The sequence below is a fragment of the Thermovirga lienii genome (assembly GCF_036847465.1).
In the GTDB taxonomy this organism is placed as follows: Bacteria; Synergistota; Synergistia; order Synergistales; family Thermovirgaceae; genus Thermovirga; species Thermovirga lienii.
The window spans coordinates 46,852-64,559 of record NZ_DAITZW010000001.1; the positions used below are offsets into that span (position 1 = coordinate 46,852).

General features: G+C 44.4%; 19 protein-coding genes. All 19 read left to right on the forward strand.

Annotated features, from left to right (window positions below; genetic code table 11):
- Positions 1-87 precede the first annotated feature (87 nt).
- The 19 genes from V7Z69_RS00245 to nusA all read left to right on the forward strand — a co-directional run bounded on the left by V7Z69_RS00245 (position 88) and on the right by nusA (position 17,705).
- Positions 88-1,785: a WecB/TagA/CpsF family glycosyltransferase gene (locus V7Z69_RS00245; RefSeq protein ID WP_334138052.1), complete on the forward strand. Its 1,698-nt coding sequence runs from the start codon at positions 88-90 to the stop codon at positions 1,783-1,785.
- Positions 1,769-2,242, forward strand: coding sequence for a CBS domain-containing protein (locus V7Z69_RS00250; RefSeq protein ID WP_334138053.1), 474 nt, complete (start codon positions 1,769-1,771; stop codon positions 2,240-2,242). The genes V7Z69_RS00245 and V7Z69_RS00250 overlap by 17 nt, the downstream gene beginning before the upstream one ends.
- Positions 2,226-2,597, forward strand: a complete 372-nt coding sequence (locus V7Z69_RS00255; RefSeq protein WP_334138054.1) for a hypothetical protein — start codon at positions 2,226-2,228, stop codon at positions 2,595-2,597. Before V7Z69_RS00250 ends, V7Z69_RS00255 begins: the two co-directional genes overlap by 17 nt.
- Positions 2,594-4,510: a V-type ATP synthase subunit I gene (locus V7Z69_RS00260; protein ID WP_334138055.1), complete on the forward strand. Its 1,917-nt coding sequence runs from the start codon at positions 2,594-2,596 to the stop codon at positions 4,508-4,510. Before V7Z69_RS00255 ends, V7Z69_RS00260 begins: the two co-directional genes overlap by 4 nt.
- Positions 4,495-4,713, forward strand: a complete 219-nt coding sequence (locus V7Z69_RS00265; RefSeq protein ID WP_014163060.1) for an ATPase — start codon at positions 4,495-4,497, stop codon at positions 4,711-4,713. The genes V7Z69_RS00260 and V7Z69_RS00265 overlap by 16 nt, the downstream gene beginning before the upstream one ends.
- Positions 4,714-4,725: 12 nt before the next feature.
- Entirely contained in the window at positions 4,726-5,364 is a 639-nt protein-coding gene (locus V7Z69_RS00270) for a V-type ATP synthase subunit E family protein (RefSeq protein WP_014163061.1), read from the forward strand.
- Complete coding sequence (locus V7Z69_RS00275; RefSeq protein ID WP_014163062.1) at positions 5,345-6,397, forward strand: V-type ATPase subunit; 1,053 nt, start codon at positions 5,345-5,347, stop codon at positions 6,395-6,397. Before V7Z69_RS00270 ends, V7Z69_RS00275 begins: the two co-directional genes overlap by 20 nt.
- Before the next feature lie 6 nt (positions 6,398-6,403).
- On the forward strand, positions 6,404-6,691 hold the full coding sequence (locus V7Z69_RS00280) for a hypothetical protein (RefSeq protein ID WP_041445760.1): 288 nt from the start codon (positions 6,404-6,406) through the stop codon (positions 6,689-6,691).
- Positions 6,684-8,447 (forward strand): V-type ATP synthase subunit A, encoded by a 1,764-nt coding sequence (locus tag V7Z69_RS00285; RefSeq protein WP_334138057.1) that lies wholly within the window; start codon positions 6,684-6,686, stop codon positions 8,445-8,447. Before V7Z69_RS00280 ends, V7Z69_RS00285 begins: the two co-directional genes overlap by 8 nt.
- A complete protein-coding gene (locus tag V7Z69_RS00290) occupies positions 8,444-9,838 on the forward strand; it encodes a V-type ATP synthase subunit B (RefSeq protein WP_334138059.1) in 1,395 nt (464 codons plus the stop codon). Before V7Z69_RS00285 ends, V7Z69_RS00290 begins: the two co-directional genes overlap by 4 nt.
- The gene (locus V7Z69_RS00295) at positions 9,835-10,479 is read left to right on the forward strand and encodes a V-type ATP synthase subunit D (RefSeq protein WP_014163066.1); all 645 of its coding nucleotides are present in this window, start codon (positions 9,835-9,837) and stop codon (positions 10,477-10,479) included. Before V7Z69_RS00290 ends, V7Z69_RS00295 begins: the two co-directional genes overlap by 4 nt.
- A 45-nt stretch (positions 10,480-10,524) precedes the next feature.
- Positions 10,525-10,989 carry a 23S rRNA (pseudouridine(1915)-N(3))-methyltransferase RlmH gene (locus V7Z69_RS00300; RefSeq protein ID WP_334138063.1) on the forward strand — a complete coding sequence of 155 codons (465 nt, stop codon included), beginning with the start codon at positions 10,525-10,527 and terminating at the stop codon, positions 10,987-10,989.
- 51 nt (positions 10,990-11,040) lie between these two features.
- A complete protein-coding gene (locus V7Z69_RS00305) occupies positions 11,041-11,349 on the forward strand; it encodes a YbaB/EbfC family nucleoid-associated protein (RefSeq protein ID WP_334138064.1) in 309 nt (102 codons plus the stop codon).
- A 12-nt stretch (positions 11,350-11,361) separates the two neighbouring features.
- A complete protein-coding gene (gene recR / locus V7Z69_RS00310; RefSeq protein ID WP_014163069.1) occupies positions 11,362-11,976 on the forward strand; it encodes a recombination mediator RecR in 615 nt (204 codons plus the stop codon).
- A 15-nt stretch (positions 11,977-11,991) separates the two neighbouring features.
- Entirely contained in the window at positions 11,992-13,140 is a 1,149-nt protein-coding gene (locus V7Z69_RS00315; protein ID WP_334138066.1) for a PIN/TRAM domain-containing protein, read from the forward strand.
- Positions 13,137-14,291, forward strand: a complete 1,155-nt coding sequence (gene ispF, locus V7Z69_RS00320; RefSeq protein ID WP_334138068.1) for a 2-C-methyl-D-erythritol 2,4-cyclodiphosphate synthase — start codon at positions 13,137-13,139, stop codon at positions 14,289-14,291. The genes V7Z69_RS00315 and ispF overlap by 4 nt, the downstream gene beginning before the upstream one ends.
- 136 nt (positions 14,292-14,427) lie before the next feature.
- A complete protein-coding gene (gene guaB, locus V7Z69_RS00325; RefSeq protein ID WP_014163072.1) occupies positions 14,428-15,906 on the forward strand; it encodes an IMP dehydrogenase in 1,479 nt (492 codons plus the stop codon).
- Between the two features lie 174 nt (positions 15,907-16,080).
- On the forward strand, positions 16,081-16,605 hold the full coding sequence (locus V7Z69_RS00330; RefSeq protein WP_014163073.1) for a ribosome maturation factor RimP: 525 nt from the start codon (positions 16,081-16,083) through the stop codon (positions 16,603-16,605).
- Positions 16,605-17,705, forward strand: a complete 1,101-nt coding sequence (gene nusA, locus V7Z69_RS00335) for a transcription termination factor NusA (RefSeq protein WP_041445764.1) — start codon at positions 16,605-16,607, stop codon at positions 17,703-17,705. Before V7Z69_RS00330 ends, nusA begins: the two co-directional genes overlap by 1 nt.
- Positions 17,706-17,708: the final 3 nt, after the last annotated feature.

A 17,708-nucleotide genomic window follows, 5' to 3' on the forward strand; every position in this document is an offset into this window, starting at 1 on the left:
ATAACCAAGACTAGAGCCAGTGTAGAGAGGTGAGAGGTTATAGAGGTATATAACGATGTGTACTTGCTTTTTGCTTTTGTGATTTTAATGCCCATAGGGATGTTTTTGGTCCAAAGACAAATTAAGAAATTGTTGGCCAAGGATCAGTACTATTACATTAAAGATCTACTGTTCGTGGGAGTGTGGGTTGTTGCTGCTTTGTGGCTCAAAGGTGAGGGGCTTTTGCCTGTGGTGGCCCTTGGAGTTTTGGGCGCGTCTTTGGGAATGTTCCAGAAGTACTTTCCCTCTAGATGGTGGGTTTTGTCTTACTTTTTGATAGGTTTTATGTTTGCCCTTTTAGGATTGAAGATAGAATTTATAAGGTTTGCGGGGAGGGAGTACGTTTATTTTCAGTGGTGGATGTCTTTGATCGTAACGTCTTTATGGGTAGGTTTGTACCCCCTTCTAATTCAGGAGCTGGATAGGATTCCGGGGTTGGCCGGATTTTTGCTTGCCGTGACTTGGTCTTTAATGCTTCTTGTAACGGGGTTCTCTGGCCAAAACCTAGGTGGTGCTTTTCAAATGTCTCTTCTGGCGGTCTTTATTTTGGGGGTTTTTTGGAGCAGACATGGTCATGCTTACAGGCGACTAGGGGAACCTTTGGCGGCCATGTGGGGGATTCTTATTGCCGGCACATCCATTCTAGGGGTAAGTAAAGGGGTAACTTTCTCGACCATGATGATGTTGCCGCTGGGTTTGTTCGCTGTTCCAATAGTGGAAAAATCGTTGCATTTTATAAGTCTGGCTTTAGATGTCAACAGAGAAAGCACTGTGTCTCTTTACAGGAAGTTTCTTGATAAGGGATATGAACATGCTACTGCAGTCAAGTTGGTGGGTTTGATAAGTGCGGCACTGGGAATGACGGTTGCTGCAATACAGATGCGGGGACAAAACGATGTTTTCATGTTATTGGGGCTTATAACCCCAGGTGCATTATTGGGATATGGCTGGTTGACTTTGCGGAGAAAGCATAAGAGCCTGACAAGCGAAAGGCGGCCTAAACTGTGGGGAATACCTATAGATAATGTTTCCTCTGATTACGCCGTTTCTAAGGTGGTCAATTGGATCAGGTTAAAACAAGGGGGCAAATACATAGTCACTTTAGATGCGCTGGCTACTTTGAGGGCGAGAAAAGATAAAATCTATGCAAAGTGCGTAAAGGATGCAGATTTGGTCTTGCCGGACGGGAAAGGCCTCACCTTTGCCTTACACTTTTTGGGCATGCCAGTGCAGGAGCGCATAGCAGGCATAGATTTTGTCGAGAAAATGTGCAGGATTGCGGCGTACGAAAAGGTTTCGGTCTATTTTTTGGGCGGTGCTGAAGGTATAGCTGCAAAGGCAGCGGAAAACATGGCAAAGAAATATCAGGGGCTTGAGATAGCAGGAGTCCACCACGGATATTTTGATGAGACCGAAGAACCCAAGATAATCGAACATATAAGAGAAAGCGGCGCAAGTTTCCTTTTGGTTGCTCTTGGAGTGCCGAAGCAAGAGATCTGGATGAATAGACACAGAGAGGAGTTAGAAGGAATCGTAGCCATCGGCGTGGGTGGAAGTTTCGATGTACTTTCGGGTAAACTTAGAAGGGCGCCTCTAATATGGCAACGCTTGGGATTGGAGTGGCTTTTCCGTTTAATTCAAGAGCCATGGCGATGGCGGCGGGTGAAGGCTTTGCCTCTTTTTGGTATCCTTGTACTCCTTACAAAATTAGGCTTTGATAGAGGATGGTATGAAGATGGAAATTAACGCAGGGTCACTGATGAACAAGGATCTGACAGCTCTTTCCGAAGATGAGCTGATAATAGACGCTTTGCACGTGCTTTACAGCCAGAGACTTTCAGGAGTCCCGGTTGTAAGGGATGATTGGGTCCTGGTGGGCTTTCTTTCGGAGAAGGATATCCTTCAAGGAGCGGTGCCCACATATCTTGAGATTTTGGCTCAGAGCACGTTCCTGGATGATTGCGAAGGCAATCTACTTCAGCGCCTTTGCGCGATGGGAAAACAGAAGGTCAAAGATTTGATGACCAAGGATCCGGTGTATGTTACCCCAGAGGCAAGCCTTATGACTGTAGCTGACTTGATGTTGCGCAAGAAAATAAAGAGGCTGCCTGTGGTGCAGGATGGGAAGTTAGTAGGAATAATTGACAGGGGTGCTTTTTTTGAGTTCATAATGGAAGGCGATCTGTATGAGACTATGGAGTAAGCAGAAGAAAGAAGAAAAGGCCAAAGAACAGATTTGGGACGTGTCCTCTGAGCTTGTGGCTTTCAAGGAACAACTGGAGGTTCGTTACGAAGAAGAGAAGGCGAAGTTGGAAGTCCAAAGACGCGAGGCAGAGGAAAAGCTTAAGTTGATGAGCGATGAAACCATAAAGAAAAGTTTGAATGAATGGCAAAAGATGGAACAAAAGTTGGAGGAGGAGCTCCAGCGGTACAAACTTGAGGTAGAAGAAAAGATAAGGAAGGAAATGAACAATATAGATAAAAGATCGCTAATGTGTGAGATAGGAGAACTGGCTTTGAAAGAGCTTGTCGGAAAAGATGTGGAGGTTGTGACATGATTTTGGATATGCTTCGCATTGCCGTTTGGGGGTTATCAAGCGACCGATCCAGAATCGTCAAGGTCTTACACGACCTTGGCGTTGTTCATCTTGTACAGATGGACATGAAACATCAAAACAAGGAACCTTCATCGTTGAAAAGTCTTCACAAGATGAGAAATCTTTTGCTAGGCCTCATTGAGGCTTTGGAATGGAATAGTTGGGACAACCTGACCGATGAGTACTTGGAGGAGCAAAGGAAGTTTATTCCCGACTTCAGTGATGGAGTTTTAAAGGCTTTGCAGGAAAGCCTGGAGGAATTTAACGAACGTCTAAATAAACTTAAAAACCGTCAGATTGAACTGAAGACCCAGATGGAGAAATTGAGGAGGGTTCTCAAGATAGCTCATCACTTCGATTCTTTTTGGAGATCGGAGCACGATAAAGGAAACGTGGTGGGTTTTTGGTGGATATATGAGACTAACGTTTCACGGTTGTTGAGTAGATTGAAGGCGTTAGAGCCTCAAGGGGCTGGTTCTTCTTTTGAGACGGGTGGACTCAGATACCATATCGCAAAATTAAGCGAAAGTGAATCAATGATAGCGTTGGCGGGGCCACCAGAGTGGTTTTCTGATGTAGAGGAGATGATGCAGGAAGAGAATGCTGTGAGGTGGACTCCACCAGAAGAATTTGTGGTGGGTGACTTCTTGGCTTCTGTCAAGCATATGGAAGAGCTTTATGAAGAAATTCCTAGGGAACTCAGTAAAATCGAAGCCGAACTGAAGGAAACCAGAGATGCTTGGGGGCCAAAGCTAGCGGCGATCTATATTTTCGTGGAGGAACGCCTTGAAGAAGCGATAGTTGAAAGAAGTGCCAAGACCGAAGGATACATGTTCTGCATAGAGGGATGGATACCTGAGGTGGAGCTTAAGCGTACTATATCAGCGCTGAAAAACCACTTTGGCTCCAGAGTGTTGTTGATGTGGAGGAGACCTAAAGATACAGAGTGGCATGAGGTTCCGACAGCGCTCCTTAACCCACCGATGTTCAGGTCTTTTGAGCTGTTTTTAAAACTAATGCCTCCACTTAGGTATACTGGTATAGACCCTACCCTTTTGATCGGAATATTTTTCCCTTTCTTTTCCGGCTGCATGGTGGGCGATGTGGGATATGGGGTGCTAATAGCTTTCGCAGCGTACTTCATTAAGAAGAGAGCGAAGAGCAAGTTATGGGCTGACGTAAGCAATATAATGTTTTTCGTAGCTTTTTGGAGCGTTGCTTGGGGTGTGTTGTTTGGTGAATATTTTGGGGATGTAGGAAAGAGGCTCTTCCACCTAGAACCCCTTTGGGTTGAGCGATCTCATGTGGTCATGCCAGTTATGATATTTGCAGTAAGTGTAGGGTTAGGGCATGTGGTATTTGGTCTTGTTCTTGGATTTATCCAAGGTTTGAAGGGCAAAAGAAAGCACGTTTGGTTGGAAAAACTGGGGAACTTGCTTATATTGCTAGCGCTAGTGGGAGCCTTAGTGACCCTGAAAGGTTGGCTTCCCCGAGAGGTCTTTGTGTCTTGGGGGATTGTTCTTTTCATAGGGGTTGTTTTGCTGATTGTAGGTGGAGGAATAGGAGCTTTGGCTGAGTCGATAGGTGCCATCGGAAATGTGTTAAGTTACGTGAGGATCGCCGCAATAGGTCTTTCTTCTGCCATATTGGCGGCTGTTGCTACGAAATTTCTGGACGTGTTGGGTATGTCCATCTTTGGGCTTCTTTTGGCTCTGGCTCTTCATCTATTGAATTTTGTGCTTGCTATAGCTGGTTCTAGCTTGCATTCAGCTAGGCTTCATTATGTAGAGTTTTTGGGGAAATTTTATGAAGGTGGAGGTAAACCATACAAACCATTTTCAAGGAGGAGATTAAAGAAATGGAAAAAGCGTTAATTGCCCTTGCAGCTGCTTTAGCGGTTGGATTGCCAGCTTTGGCTACCGCATATGCCCAAGCAAAGATAGGTAGCTCAGGAGCTGGAACCATAGCTGAAAAGCCAGAAACAGGTGGAATAATCATAATACTTGAAGCTATACCCGAAACCATGGTAATCCTTGGTTTCGTTGTGGCTATTATGTTGATACTACAGTTTGCCTAAAGGATGAGTTAGATGACCTTAGATTCTCTAGATGAAGGCCGCTCTTTGGAACTCTTCAAGAAGGCTTTACAAGAGGAATATGAGAAAAGGCTAGAAGCCTTGAGGAAAGAGCATGAAGAGAGACTTATGGAGTTGACTGCCCAATATAGGCAGAGGACTGAGATTGAGGTGAGCCGAATAAGGCAGGCCTTGCAAGCTAGATATGAAGAAACTCTACGAACCAGAAAAGAAAGTGTAAAAGGAGAGTTGATCTCGTTAATATACAAAGAATTAAGCGATCTATACAGTGAGACCTTGTCTTACATCGAAAAAGAGCTTTTCAGTTTTACGTCCAATCCTGAGGGAGGATACAAGGGGGTGCTGAAGGGGCTCGTGGAAGAGGCCCTAGCAGTGCTGAATGAACCTGCGGTAGTTGTTGTTCGTCCTGAGGATGAGAATCTTTTGTTGGAGCATCCCCTTGTTGAAAAAGTTGAAGTGGAAGAAGATGACAAGCTATTAAATTGCGGAGGGTGTATAGTCCTAGATGCTGCTACCAAGCGGCGGATAGTCGATAACACTATCCTTTCCAGATTTGAAAAACTAAAAGGAATGATAAGGGAAAAACTGTCGATTAGGTACAAAGAGGTTTTCGATGTTGTTGAAAAAATATGAAGAAAATTATGGCTATTTCAATGCAAGATTAAGAGCCAGAATGGAGTTTTTTTTAAAAAAAGAGGATTACGAAAGGCTTGCGTCGGGAAGCTTAGGCGAATTTGAGACCTTCATAATGGAAGGACAATTTGGGAAGAATTATAGAGAAGAGCTTCTCAAGTCTGGTTATTCCACTGGAAGAAGAATAGATGAGGCGCTAGCCAGAGGAGTTTCTGATAATTTTCAAAAAATAAAGACTTTTGCGGTTGGGGAGCCGCGATTGCTCCTGGAATTGCTTTTCATGCGGTCAGACCTTCACAATGGCAGGCTTTTGCTTAGGGCTTTGAAAACTAAGAGTAACGCAACTCAGCCGCCTCCTAAATGGTATGGGTTTGGTGCGTTGCCTGCTTCTTTGTTTGAGGATTTATATGCTTCCAGATCCAACAAAGAAATAATAGGAAAACTTTTTTTGGATGGCCACCGAATAGCTACTTCTCTTGCAAAGGCTGTAATAGAGCTGGAGCAGACGGGCAATTTGCCCCAAGCGGAAAGAAGGTACCTTTCTTTGTTGCTCGGCTATGCTTTGGACAGTATTGAAGATATAAGAGCGGAAAACAAAAAAATAATACTGGAATATATAAAACGGACCGTGGATATTTGGAATGTTAATGTCTTCTCCCGAAAGATAAGGAACGAAGGGGAGGAAGCTGCTTACACGAGATACTTCATGGACACCGAGGGACTGATAAATCGCAATCGACTACTTAAGGCAAACAAATGGAGTGAACTTTTGTCAGGGACTCCTTGGTCTGGAGTTTTAAAGAAGGTAAAGGACGATGTAAGTGATCAATTTATCCTTCGAAGCTTGATGAGAGAGTTTTTGTTTTGGCAAGTTCAACAGCGAAGGGAAAACCTTATGGGCATAGGTATTGCTGTTGCTTATGTAGCCTTGCAGCTGGCTGAATGGCAAAACCTTAACACCATATCCATCGGTTTACAGCTGGCCATGCCCGCTGATCAGATTTTATCGCGCCTGATAATTTTGGAAAGGTAGAGAGCGATGAATGAGGTGAAGGTGGAGAGGGCTTTGGTTGTGGGCAGGGATTTGTTCGTGGATTTATGGTCTCTTTTAGGTTTCGAACCCATCGAATGCCCCCATCCTAAAGCATTTGGATCCATATGGAATACTCTGATAGAAGAGGATGTTTCTTTGGTTTTGTTGGAAGAAAGATGGTTTTCTCAAGTTCCTGAGATCTTCAAAAGAAGGATAGAGAAGATGACCAGGCCGTCGTGGGTCGTGTTGCCATCCTTTAGTTTGCCTGAAGAGGGAGGATCCTTTGATGGATAGATGTGGAATTATAAGGGGAATCTCTGGCCCTGTAATAAAAGCCGAATCCAAGGTCCCAACTAGACTTTATGAAGTAGTAAGGGTCGGCAAGGAAGGACTCTTAGGAGAAGTTATACGGATTAGAGGGTCATTCGTAGATGTGCAGGTTTACGAAGACACCACAGGCCTAAGGGTAGGGGAGCCGGTAGTTTTCAGCGGAGAACTTCTGTCTGTGGAGCTTGGCCCTGGTGTCTTAGGGACTGTGTTGGATGGTATAGGTCGCCCGCTGAGTAGAATTGGGGCAGAGGACGGTATTTTCCTTAAGAGAGGTTTCGCTGCTCCAACCGTTCCAAGGGACCTTAAATGGAAATTTGTTCCTTTAATGCAAGAAGGCCAGGAGTTCTTTCCAGGTGATGTTTATGGGGTAATGGTTGACGTGGGAGGTTTCCAACACAAACTCATGATACCTCCTCTGGCGAAGCCCGGGAAGGTTGCTTGGATAGCTGCTGAAGGGGAATATAAAGCAGAGGATCTTCTTTTTGAATCTACCCAAGGACTATCTTTGTGTTGTGTCCAGAAATGGAACGTTAGAGTCTCCCGTCCCTTTAAGGAACGCCTTCCGTTTAACGAACCTCTAATAACAGGGCAGAGGATTCTGGATACCCTGTTCCCTGTGGCGTTGGGTGGGGCATCTGTGGTGCCAGGGGGCTTTGGAACTGGAAAGACAGTTACGCAGCAGTCGCTGGCCAAGTGGTGCAACGCTGACATCATAATTTACATAGGGTGTGGGGAGCGAGGAAACGAGATGACAGAGGTATTGGAGGAGTTTCCTCATCTCAAAGATCCCAGAACGGGAAAAGCCCTTATGGACAGGATGATTCTAATCGCTAATACTTCCAACATGCCTGTGGCTGCCAGAGAGGCCAGCATATATTTGGGCATGACGCTGGCTGAATACTTCAGAGACATGGGGAATAACGTAGCCATAATGGCTGATTCCACTTCTAGGTGGGCTGAGGCCCTAAGAGAAATAAGTGGAAGACTTGAAGAGATGCCAGGGGAAGAAGGGTATCCTGCTTATCTTTCATCCAGACTTTCTCAATACTATGAGAGGGCAGGCAGAGTAAAGGTGCTGTGTTCTGACGAGCGTGAAGGCTCTATAACTGTCATAAACGCTGTCTCTCCGCCGGGGGGGGATTTCTCTGAACCAGTGACTCAAGCCAGTTTGAGGCTTTCTGGTGCTTTCTGGGCCCTTGATAAATCTCTGGCTCAGAAGAGGCATTTCCCTTCCATAAATTGGCACTTAAGCTACACCTTGTATGAACATTCACTATCCGATTACTTCAATAGGAAGCTAGGAGCGCAATGGAGTGAATTGGTCCTTTGGTTGAGGGAGTTATTGGAGGATGAGAAGAAATTGGAGGAGTTAGTACAGATAGTGGGAAGAGACGCCCTGGAGGAACTGGATAGATGGAAGCTTCACCTGGCATGGCTGGTTAAAAGTTTCTATCTTCAGCAAAATGCCTTCGATGATAAGGATGCTTTTTGTCCTCTTGAAAAGCAAAAGCTTCTGCTGGAGTTTTTTAAAGAGATGGATTGTAGGGTAGTAGATAAAGTGAAAGAGGGAGTGCTCTTCTCTCAGATACAAAGGATTCCCATACAAATGTGGCTGGAAGAAATGCGAAAGCTACAGGTTGAGGAAATGCAAACCAAAAAACATGAATATATTACCGCACTCGATAGAGAATTGGACTCACTAGAGGTGATAAGATCATGAGCCTTTACAGGGAAGGGAGCAGGGCCGTTGAGGGTATAACTGGTCCCCTTTTATTTGTCTCAGGAATAAAGAATGGTGGTTATGGGGAGATAGTATCCATAGAGACGGGGACGTCTACTTTGATGGGACAGGTATTGCAGGTGGAAGATGAAATATGCGTAATCCAAGTTTTTGAAGACACCATGGGACTTGACCCTGCGTCAACCACCGTCTGGCTACAACGGGATGTTATGCGAATGCCTTTGAGCCCTGCACTCAAAGGAAGAGTGCTAAATGGTAGGGGGGAACCCATAGACCATAAGGGGCCTATCGTTTACGAAGAGTATAGGCTACCTATTCAGGGTTTACCGTTAAATCCAGTGATGCGTTCCAGTCCTAACGCTTACATTGAGACAGGCATCTCCTCGATAGATGTGATGAATACCTTGGTTAGGGGGCAAAAGCTTCCTATTTTTTCAGGGGCTGGATTGCCTGCCAATGAGCTTGCTACACAGATTGTCAAGCAGGCCAGAGTTCCAGGAGCGAGAGGACGATTCCTTCCCATATTTGCAGCTGTTGGGATAACCGCCAGGGAAGCCCAGTATTTTATAAACTTTTTCAACGATACGGGAGCCATACATAATGGCATTTTTTTCATAAATCTTGCCAGTGATTCGGCTGTGGAAAGGATACTTACTCCTAGACTGGCCTTGACAGCCGCTGAATATTTTGCTTTTTCCCTTGGATATGATGTCTTAGTGGTTATTACGGACATGCTTTATTATTGTGAGGCCTTGCGAGAAATAAGTGCAGTAAGAGATGAAGTTCCAGGTAGGAGAGGTTATCCGGGATATATGTACTCTGACCTTGCTAGCATATTTGAGAGGGCTGGGTGTGTGAAAGGCAGAAAGGGTAGTGTGACTCAGCTTCCTATAATAACCATGCCAGGAGATGACATGACCCATCCAGTTGTGGATTTGTCTGGGTATATAACAGAAGGGCAGATAGTATTGGATAGAAGCCTGAACGACAGAAATATATACCCTCCTATAAACGTTTTGCCCAGTTTGAGCAGGCTTATGAATAAAGGAATAGGAAAAGGAAGGACGGTAAAGGAGCATAGGAGCCTCGCGGATCAGTTATATGCTTCTTACGCCAAAGCGAAAGAGGTAGAGAGGTTAAGGCTTATAGTGGGAGAAGATGGCCTCACTCCAGAGGAGAAGCTCTTTTTGCGCTTCGGTGAAATTTTTGAAAAAGAGTTTTTGAATCAAGGAAATACATATAGAGACTTAAAGCAATCGATGGAGATAGCATGGGATTGCTTGTCTGTCCTCCCGAGGGAGGCTCTGTTCAAGTTGTCGGAGGATGTAATCACAGAAAAGCTGGCCGGAAGGGAAAGAAAAAACCAATGAGCTCTCAGTTGATACCTACTAGGGATCAAGTAATACTGTTACGAAGGCAAATAAATATAGTTAGTTTTGGCAGAACTCTATTAGAGAAAAAGAAGGATGCTTTGCTAAGGGCCATAGAGGAAGATAGGAAGGTGTTTTCAGAGAAGGAAAAGCGTTTAAAGGGTCTAATCCGTAAGTTAAATTACTTGTATGCGTTGGTGCGTATGTACGAAGGGAATACAACTGTAAAACTGTTATCGATGAATAAACCTAGCATAGAGCTAAAATCTACCATGCACACTCTAATGGGGTGTAAGTATTTACAATACAAATGTAAAAAGGCAGAGGGTTTTACTTTGGAGGAAGTAGCGCTAGATCCTGCCTTGACTTCCTTTTACGTAGATGATCTTCTGCGGACTTTGACGGATACTGAATCTGTCCTGTGGGATTTCATAAACACCAAGACCAAGTTGAATGCCCTTGAGGCGGAGCTGAAAAAAACTATGATGAAGGTTAACACATTAGATTACGTGATTTTACCCAAGCTTAAGACCGATTTGAATTATATAATGGACATACTTAACGAACGAGAAAGGCAAGAAAGATATATCGCAAAGAAAGTCTCACGCAGAAAAAGTTCACAAAGGGACGTTAAAGTGTAGGAGTGCAGAATTAAGCATGTTTCTCAGCATGAGAGGTTGAAAAAAGTGAAAATAGAAATATTGACAGTGGGTAAGCCAAAAGCGTCATACGTCAAGGACGGTTTGTCTGAATATTTAAAAAGGTTAAAAGTACATCTTCCTTTAAGCATGAAGCATGTTCCCGATCGCTCCAAGAGGAAAAATGCCGAAAAAGTATTGGAGGAAGAAGGAAAGGAGATATTAAGCACTGTAGGGGATGAAGATTTTTTGGTTCTTTTGGATGTCGGTGGCCGTCTAGTAGACAGCGTTTCTTTTGCTGCATGGGTGCAAAAGAAACTGAACGAAACGCCCAAAAAGCTAATTTTTTGTGTTGGAGGTGCATATGGGGTATCTGAGGACGTAAAAAGAAGAGCAAATTTTCTTTTGTCCCTTTCTCCCATGACCTTTCCTCACGAGATGAGTTTGCTTATCCTGGTGGAGCAACTTTATAGGGCAGTTATGATCAATAAAGGTAGTGCATATCACCATTGAATGAGATAAGATAGACAAAAAACGATATTTTATAGGAGGTAAATGAGAACGATGAAGATGGATCATATTTTAAAGCAGGCAAAGAAACTACAGGCGGAAATGGCCAGGGTTCAAGAGGAACTGGCTAACGAGGTTGTGGAGGGAAGCGCCGGTGGAGGGCTCGTCAAGGTAAAGGCAAATGGACAGGGAGATATCGTTGGAATCGACATAGATGTGGAAGTTATTGACCCTGAGGAAAAAGAGATGCTTGAAGATTTGATCCTTGCTGCTATCAGTGACGCTTTGACTAAAAGTAGGGAGCTCGCTCAAAAGAGGATGGGGGCTTTCAGCAAAGGTTTTGGTCTTCCTGGAATAATGTAGGAGGGAGAAGTCTTGGATAGGGATCCTTTAAAGAAGGTAATCAGTCTCCTTGAAAAAATTCCAGGAGTAGGAGAAAAGACGGCACGGCGTTATGCCCTGTTTTTGCTCCAACAGTCGAAGGAGTATTCTATTGAACTGTCAAAGGCAATATTAGAACTGAAAGAAAATACAGGGTCTTGTCCGCAATGCGGGAATATTACATCCTCCGATGGTGAGCTTTGTGCTATTTGTTGTGACCCTATGAGGGATAGGGAGACCCTTTGTGTATTGGAAAGCCTAGAAGATTTACTCAACTTTGAGCATTCAGGTATTTACAACGGGCTTTATTTTGTTTTAGGCGGACGAATTTCTCCTATGGAAGGAGAAGACCTGGACGATGAGAGACTCAAAAAGCTTAAGGATTACGTCGTTGAAGGAAAATTTAAGGAGGTTATAATTGCTACAAACCCTAAAGTTGAGGGTGATTTAACCTTTTATGCGGTTTATGATGCCATTAAAGACTGCAACGTTGCAATAAGCAGGTTGGCCTTTGGCCTCCCAGTGGGGGGCAATATAGGGTATGCTGACCGGATGACCCTACATGCTTCTCTTGATTCAAGAGTGGCTATAAAAGACGCAAAGAGATAGGAAGGGAGTGAGAGGATGGCAAAAAAGGTCAGGAAGGTCTTAGTGGTTTTTGCTCGTAGTTTGTTTGTTTTCATAGGAGCGATTACGGGTTATGAAATTGCATTTGTTTTGATCAGTAATAAGATGTGGCCATGGGAAAATGTTCCTCATGTAATTATTCTGTACTTGCTCTCGGTGATTTTGTTCAGCCTGATCGGTTATATGGTGACTCCTCTTATTGTTAGGGTTCTCGGCTTTATAGGTTTATATCTTGAAAAAAGCATGGAGGGTATAAGCTGGAGAGATATTTCTGTAGCCATTTTTGGTCTTGTCGCTGGGTTGTTTGTTGCAAATTTAGCGGCGTTGCCTTTTACCAATCTCCCTGGTGTGGGAAGTTATATAGCCATAACATTGAATATTTTTTTGGGATACCTTGGGGTGAGGCTTTTTTTGAGCCACAAAGATGAAATTGCCAGCATGTGGACATCTATAGGAGGATTGAAAAGTCGTTTCGGAAAACCCAAAAAGGAAAAATACTTTCATGAGGAATTGCTGGAAACGGGCCAGGAAGGACCGAGTCCTAAAATCCTTGATACCAGTGTTATTATAGACGGGAGAATATTGGACATCGCGGCTACTGGTTTCGTGGAGGGAGTGTTTATCCTTCCCAAATTTGTCCTTAATGAGCTTCAGTCCATAGCCGATTCGACAGATCCCTTGAGACGAACAAAAGGAAGACGAGGCCTCGATGTAATCAAGGAACTGCAGAGGGTGCGGAATGTATCGGTACACATAGTTGGTAAATCTGTAAACGACCTAGGGGTTGACTCTGTAGATGCTGGAATAGTTGCCCTTGCTAAGGATATGGGAGCAAAAATAGTTACCACAGATTACAACCTCAATAAGATAGCTCAAATACAAGGCGTTGAGGTTCTTAACGTGAACGAGCTTGCCAATGCCCTAAAGCCCATTTTGCTTCCTGGCGAGAACGTCATAGTGGATTTGATAAGAGAGGGCAAGGAACCTAAGCAGGGAGTCGGATACCTCGATGATGGGACCATGCTGGTGGTTGAGGATGGGGAAAGGTACATAGGAAGCAGAGTAGAGGTCACCATTACTTCCATGCTTCAAACACCAGCGGGCAGAATGGCCTTTGGTAGAGTGAAAAGAGAGGTAAAACCTTGAAAAAGTGGTCCTTTATTGTATTGATAGGGGGAAAGGGAAACCGATTGGGAGGAACTCCCAAACAGTACAGGATGCTATGTGGGAAACCCCTTTGGGTCTGGAGTTTCGACCTTGCAAAGAACCTTGTCTCAATGAACGAGGTAGACGAGGTTATTGTAGTTGCCCCTACAGAGGATGTTGGCCTCTTAAGACAGAGACTAGCATGTTATTCATGGGTAAAAGTTGTCTCTGGAGGAAAGACCAGACATGATTCAGTTGTTTCAGGATTGAAAGCAGCAAAAGGTGACTACGTGTTTGTGCACGATGGGGCTAGGCCTTTTGCAGATTTGGCCATGTGCTTGAGACTTAAAGAGGAAGCCATCTTAAGTGGGGCAGCAGTACCAGTTTTGGAAGTTGTAGATGCGTTGAAGAAACAAGAAGGAGAGATCTTAGTTACCGTTCCGAGGGAGAATTTCCTCCTGGCCCAAACACCGCAAGTGTATCCGCGAGATTTGCTCTTGAAAGTTATGGAAGAGGCGAGTAACAAAGTAAGGGATGAGTCAGAGGCATGGAGTCAGGCAGGTTTCCCGGTTGGTCTTGTGAAGGGCAACGTTCAAAATATGAAGGTTACCTTTTTGGAGGATTGGGAATTTGCAAAAATGATTGGTAGCTATTATCAATGTGTTGAGCGATGTGGGGTCGGCTACGATACTCATCCTCTGGAGCCGGGGAGGCCCCTGGTGTTGGGAGGGGTTAAGATACCTTCGACCTTGGGGTCTGTGGGGCATTCTGATGGAGATGCTTTGTGTCATGCTATATCAGATGCCATATTAGGGGCCTGCGGTGAACCAGATATCGGTTTGCTTTTTCCAGCTTCCGATGCCAAGTACAAAGGTGCCAATAGCTTGACTCTGCTGAAGGAAGTTGTTAGTAGGGTGCAAGAAAAAGGTTGGCAAGTGCTTTGGGTAGACTCAGTAATAATTCTCCAATATCCCAGGTTGGCTCCTTTCATTAACGAAATTAAAAGATCCCTGGGAAAGGTTTTATGCGATCCAAGAGGTAACGGAATAGTGAACGTGAAAGCCAAATCGGCAGAGCATATTGATAGTGCAGGCTCAGGCATGGCCGTCCATTGTCATGCTGTGGCCATGTTGCGGAGAATTTCAGATTAGAAATCAAAATCCTTTTGGGCTCTATGTTGAGGCTTGCCATAATTAAATGTTGGCTATAAACTATTCCCTCAAATAACGGATAATAATGGGTGAGAGTAAAAGCTTTTATTGAGATGTGGGATGGGGGCGAGAAAAGATGGATTGCGAAAAACTTATTCAAGCGGAAGAGGGTATTACTTTTGATGATGTCCTGTTATTGCCAGGTTACAGTGAGGTTTTGCCGGCAGAAGTGGATTTGAAGACATACCTTACCCCTCAGATTAAACTTAACATACCACTGTGCAGTGCAGCGATGGATACGGTGACGGAGGGAAGGCTAGCAATAAGCCTGGCCAGAGAAGGTGGAATAGGTATCATACACAGAAACATGACAGTGGAGGAACAAGTAGCGGAGATAGATAAAGTCAAACGCTCCGAATCAGGGGTCATAGTAGATCCTTTCTATCTTCATCCTGAAGATTCCGTTAAGGATGCCGTATCATTGATGGAACATTATCATATATCTGGTGTCCCAATAGTAGATAAGGATAATAAGCTGGTAGGGATAATCACTAATAGGGACTTGAGGTTCGTTACCAACTATGATCAGCCCATAAAAAATGTTATGACGAAAGAAAACCTAATAACTGCCCCTGTAGGGACAACGCTGGATGGTGCTGCAGAGATACTAAAAAAACACAAAGTAGAAAAACTTCCACTCGTAGATTCCAACGGCATATTAAAGGGATTGATCACCATCAAGGATATAAGAAAAGCTAAAGACTTCCCCAATGCCTGCAAGGATGAACATGGGCGGCTTAGAGTTGGAGCCGCTTTGGGGGTAGGAGAAGGAGCCCTTGTGAGGGCAGATAAGTTTGTAGAGGCTGGAGTAGATGTTCTTGTGGTAGACACGGCCCATGGGCATTCCAAGGCCGTTATAGAGACAGTTAGACAGATTAGGAAAAGGCACGGGAATATACCTATAATTGCAGGTAATATCGCAACAGGAGAGGCAGCTGAAGCTCTCATAGAGGCGGGTGCAGATGGGGTGAAGGTCGGTGTTGGCCCTGGGTCCATATGTACAACCCGTGTTATTGCCGGCGTGGGAGTTCCCCAACTTTCCGCCGTAATGAGAGTGGCGAGTGTAGCTCACAAGAAGGGTAAGACCGTTATAGCGGATGGTGGGGTGCGCTTCTCTGGAGATGTAGTGAAGGCCATAGCTGCAGGTGCGGATGCCGTGATGATAGGCTCGTTGTTTGCCGGAACTGACGAGAGCCCTGGAGAAGTGACTATCTACAGGGGAAGATCCTTTAAGAGTTACAGAGGCATGGGATCCTTGGCTGTGATGAAAGACGGTCTCAGCAAGGATAGGTATTTCCAGCAGGATGCTCCCGAAGAAAAGCTGGTGCCGGAAGGAATAGAGGGATTGGTCCCCTATAAGGGACCTTTAAGCGGTGTCGTGTATCAGCTTGTTGGCGGTTTGCGTTCTGGAATGGGATATGTAGGAGCCGCAAATATCAATGAATTGCAACAGAAGGCACGATTTGTAAGAGTAACATCCGCAGGAGTTAAAGAAAGTCATCCTCATGACGTGGTCATAACCAAAGAGGCTCCTAACTATTGGGTGGAAGCCTAGAAGAATGTGAGGCTGTGAAGACTATTGCTTGGTGTATGACCTAATGGTATAATACCCTTGTAGTAGCGCCTTAGAATTGATTGAGATGCCTTGTTGAGGCGAAGAGTGGGTTTTTCCTGCTCTTCGCCTTTTATCTGATACATCTAATGGTTAATTATGGAAGAAGGTTGGAGTATGGATATTTTGAAAGATACGTTCACTAGGGAGAGAATAAAAGATATAGTCGAAAGTTTAGGGTACGAGTTTGTTGGAGTAGAATTCGTTGTTGAGAGCGGACGTACCATAATGCGGGTCTACATAGACTCTATAGGAGGAATTTTGATATCAGACTGTGAGAAGGTATCAAAAAAGATAGATGCTCTGCTTAATGAGCATGACGAAAAGATCCCCCAAAATTTTTATTTAGAGGTAAGTTCGCCAGGCATGGAGAGGCCTTTGTTCGAGATAAAAGATTACATTAGGTTTAAGGGTAAAAAGGTAAAAGTAAAATTAAAAACCCCCTTAGAGGGAAGAAAGAATTTCAAAGCTTTTATAGAGGACGTTGAGGGGGATAAGGTGTTTTTTAGAACACCCGAAGGAGAAGTTTTCAGTGTTCCTGTATCTTCTGTGTTCAAATGTAACATCATACCCGAGGAACTTGAACAATTCGGGCATAAAGAAAAACAAACCAGGGATGATAGAAAAAGGAGGAAAAAATGATGCAATTAGGGCGTGATTTTGCTCGCGCTTTACGACAGATTACTCAAGAAAGAAATCTCCCAATGGAGATAATATCTTCAGGGTTAGAGGCAGCGATGGTTCATGCTTACAGGAAGTTCAAAAACGGCAACCAGAATGTGGAGGTCTATCTTGACCTGGAGCATGGCGAGATGAGCATTTGCGAGGTAAGAAAAGTCGTAGAGGAAATTGAGAATCCTGATACCGAAATTACTTTGAAAGAAGCCATCGAGAAGGGTTTTAATGATGTAGAGATAGGGGATATTATACGAATCGAGGTCAACCCTGAAGATTTTGGGCGTATAGCCGCCCAGACAGCCAGGCAAGTGATAATTCAAAGGCTTAAAGATGCGGAAAGGCAGGTAATATACGAGGAGTTCGCGGACAAGATCGGTGGTTTGGTTACCGGAACCATTTTTAAAGCCGAGAATGATTATGTTTTGGTTAGATTGAATGATAGAACCGAGGCCCTTTTGCCTAGAGAGGAAAAGATAGTAGGAGAAGAGTATAATCTGGGAGACCGGATGAAGTTTTATCTTTTGGAGGTAAGGCAGACATCCAAAGGGCCAAAGATAATAGTATCCAGAAGCCATCCCGGATTGTTGCGGAAGCTATTGGAGCTTGAGGTGCCTGAAATTCAGGATGGAGTAATAGAAATAAGAGGTATTGTGAGAGAAGCTGGTGCCAGATCCAAGGTTGCTGTGAGCAGCCTGGATGCCAACGTAGAGCCGGTGGGTGCATGTGTTGGTCCTAACGGTTCTCGTATCAAATCCATAAGCAATACCCTTGGCGGGGAGAGGATAGACATTGTGGTATACAGCAGCGATCCATTGCAATTCATTAGAAATGCTCTCTCTCCAGCGAAGGTAGTTAAGATGGAACCTGTGTTGGAACAGGAAAGGACTGTTAAAGTTTACGTGCGTCCAGACCAGCTTTCTCTAGCCATAGGAAAAGCTGGCCAAAATGTAAGACTGGCAGCCAGGTTAACGGGATGGAAGATAGACATAAAGACTATTGAACCCGATAGACTGCCTACTTTACAGGATCTTTTTGAAGATATTGTCACTAAGGAAGATGATTGAATA

Bases quoted from the DNA above. Each gene is read 5' to 3' on its own strand.
- V7Z69_RS00245 (WP_334138052.1), top strand. From the start codon at position 88: ATGCCCATAGGGATGTTTTTGGTCCAAAGACAAATTAAGAAATTGTTG.
- V7Z69_RS00290 (WP_334138059.1), top strand. From the start codon at position 8,444: ATGAGCCTTTACAGGGAAGGGAGCAGGGCCGTTGAGGGTATAACTGGT.
- V7Z69_RS00330 (WP_014163073.1), top strand. From the start codon at position 16,081: ATGGATATTTTGAAAGATACGTTCACTAGGGAGAGAATAAAAGATATA.
- V7Z69_RS00280 (WP_041445760.1), top strand. From the start codon at position 6,404: ATGAATGAGGTGAAGGTGGAGAGGGCTTTGGTTGTGGGCAGGGATTTG.
- nusA (WP_041445764.1), top strand. From the start codon at position 16,605: ATGCAATTAGGGCGTGATTTTGCTCGCGCTTTACGACAGATTACTCAA.
- V7Z69_RS00295 (WP_014163066.1), top strand. From the start codon at position 9,835: ATGAGCTCTCAGTTGATACCTACTAGGGATCAAGTAATACTGTTACGA.
- guaB (WP_014163072.1), top strand. From the start codon at position 14,428: ATGGATTGCGAAAAACTTATTCAAGCGGAAGAGGGTATTACTTTTGAT.
- V7Z69_RS00305 (WP_334138064.1), top strand. From the start codon at position 11,041: ATGAAGATGGATCATATTTTAAAGCAGGCAAAGAAACTACAGGCGGAA.
- V7Z69_RS00255 (WP_334138054.1), top strand. From the start codon at position 2,226: ATGAGACTATGGAGTAAGCAGAAGAAAGAAGAAAAGGCCAAAGAACAG.
- V7Z69_RS00250 (WP_334138053.1), top strand. From the start codon at position 1,769: ATGAAGATGGAAATTAACGCAGGGTCACTGATGAACAAGGATCTGACA.
- V7Z69_RS00270 (WP_014163061.1), top strand. From the start codon at position 4,726: ATGACCTTAGATTCTCTAGATGAAGGCCGCTCTTTGGAACTCTTCAAG.
- V7Z69_RS00285 (WP_334138057.1), top strand. From the start codon at position 6,684: ATGGATAGATGTGGAATTATAAGGGGAATCTCTGGCCCTGTAATAAAA.
- V7Z69_RS00315 (WP_334138066.1), top strand. From the start codon at position 11,992: ATGGCAAAAAAGGTCAGGAAGGTCTTAGTGGTTTTTGCTCGTAGTTTG.
- V7Z69_RS00265 (WP_014163060.1), top strand. From the start codon at position 4,495: ATGGAAAAAGCGTTAATTGCCCTTGCAGCTGCTTTAGCGGTTGGATTG.
- V7Z69_RS00275 (WP_014163062.1), top strand. From the start codon at position 5,345: ATGTTGTTGAAAAAATATGAAGAAAATTATGGCTATTTCAATGCAAGA.
- V7Z69_RS00260 (WP_334138055.1), top strand. From the start codon at position 2,594: ATGATTTTGGATATGCTTCGCATTGCCGTTTGGGGGTTATCAAGCGAC.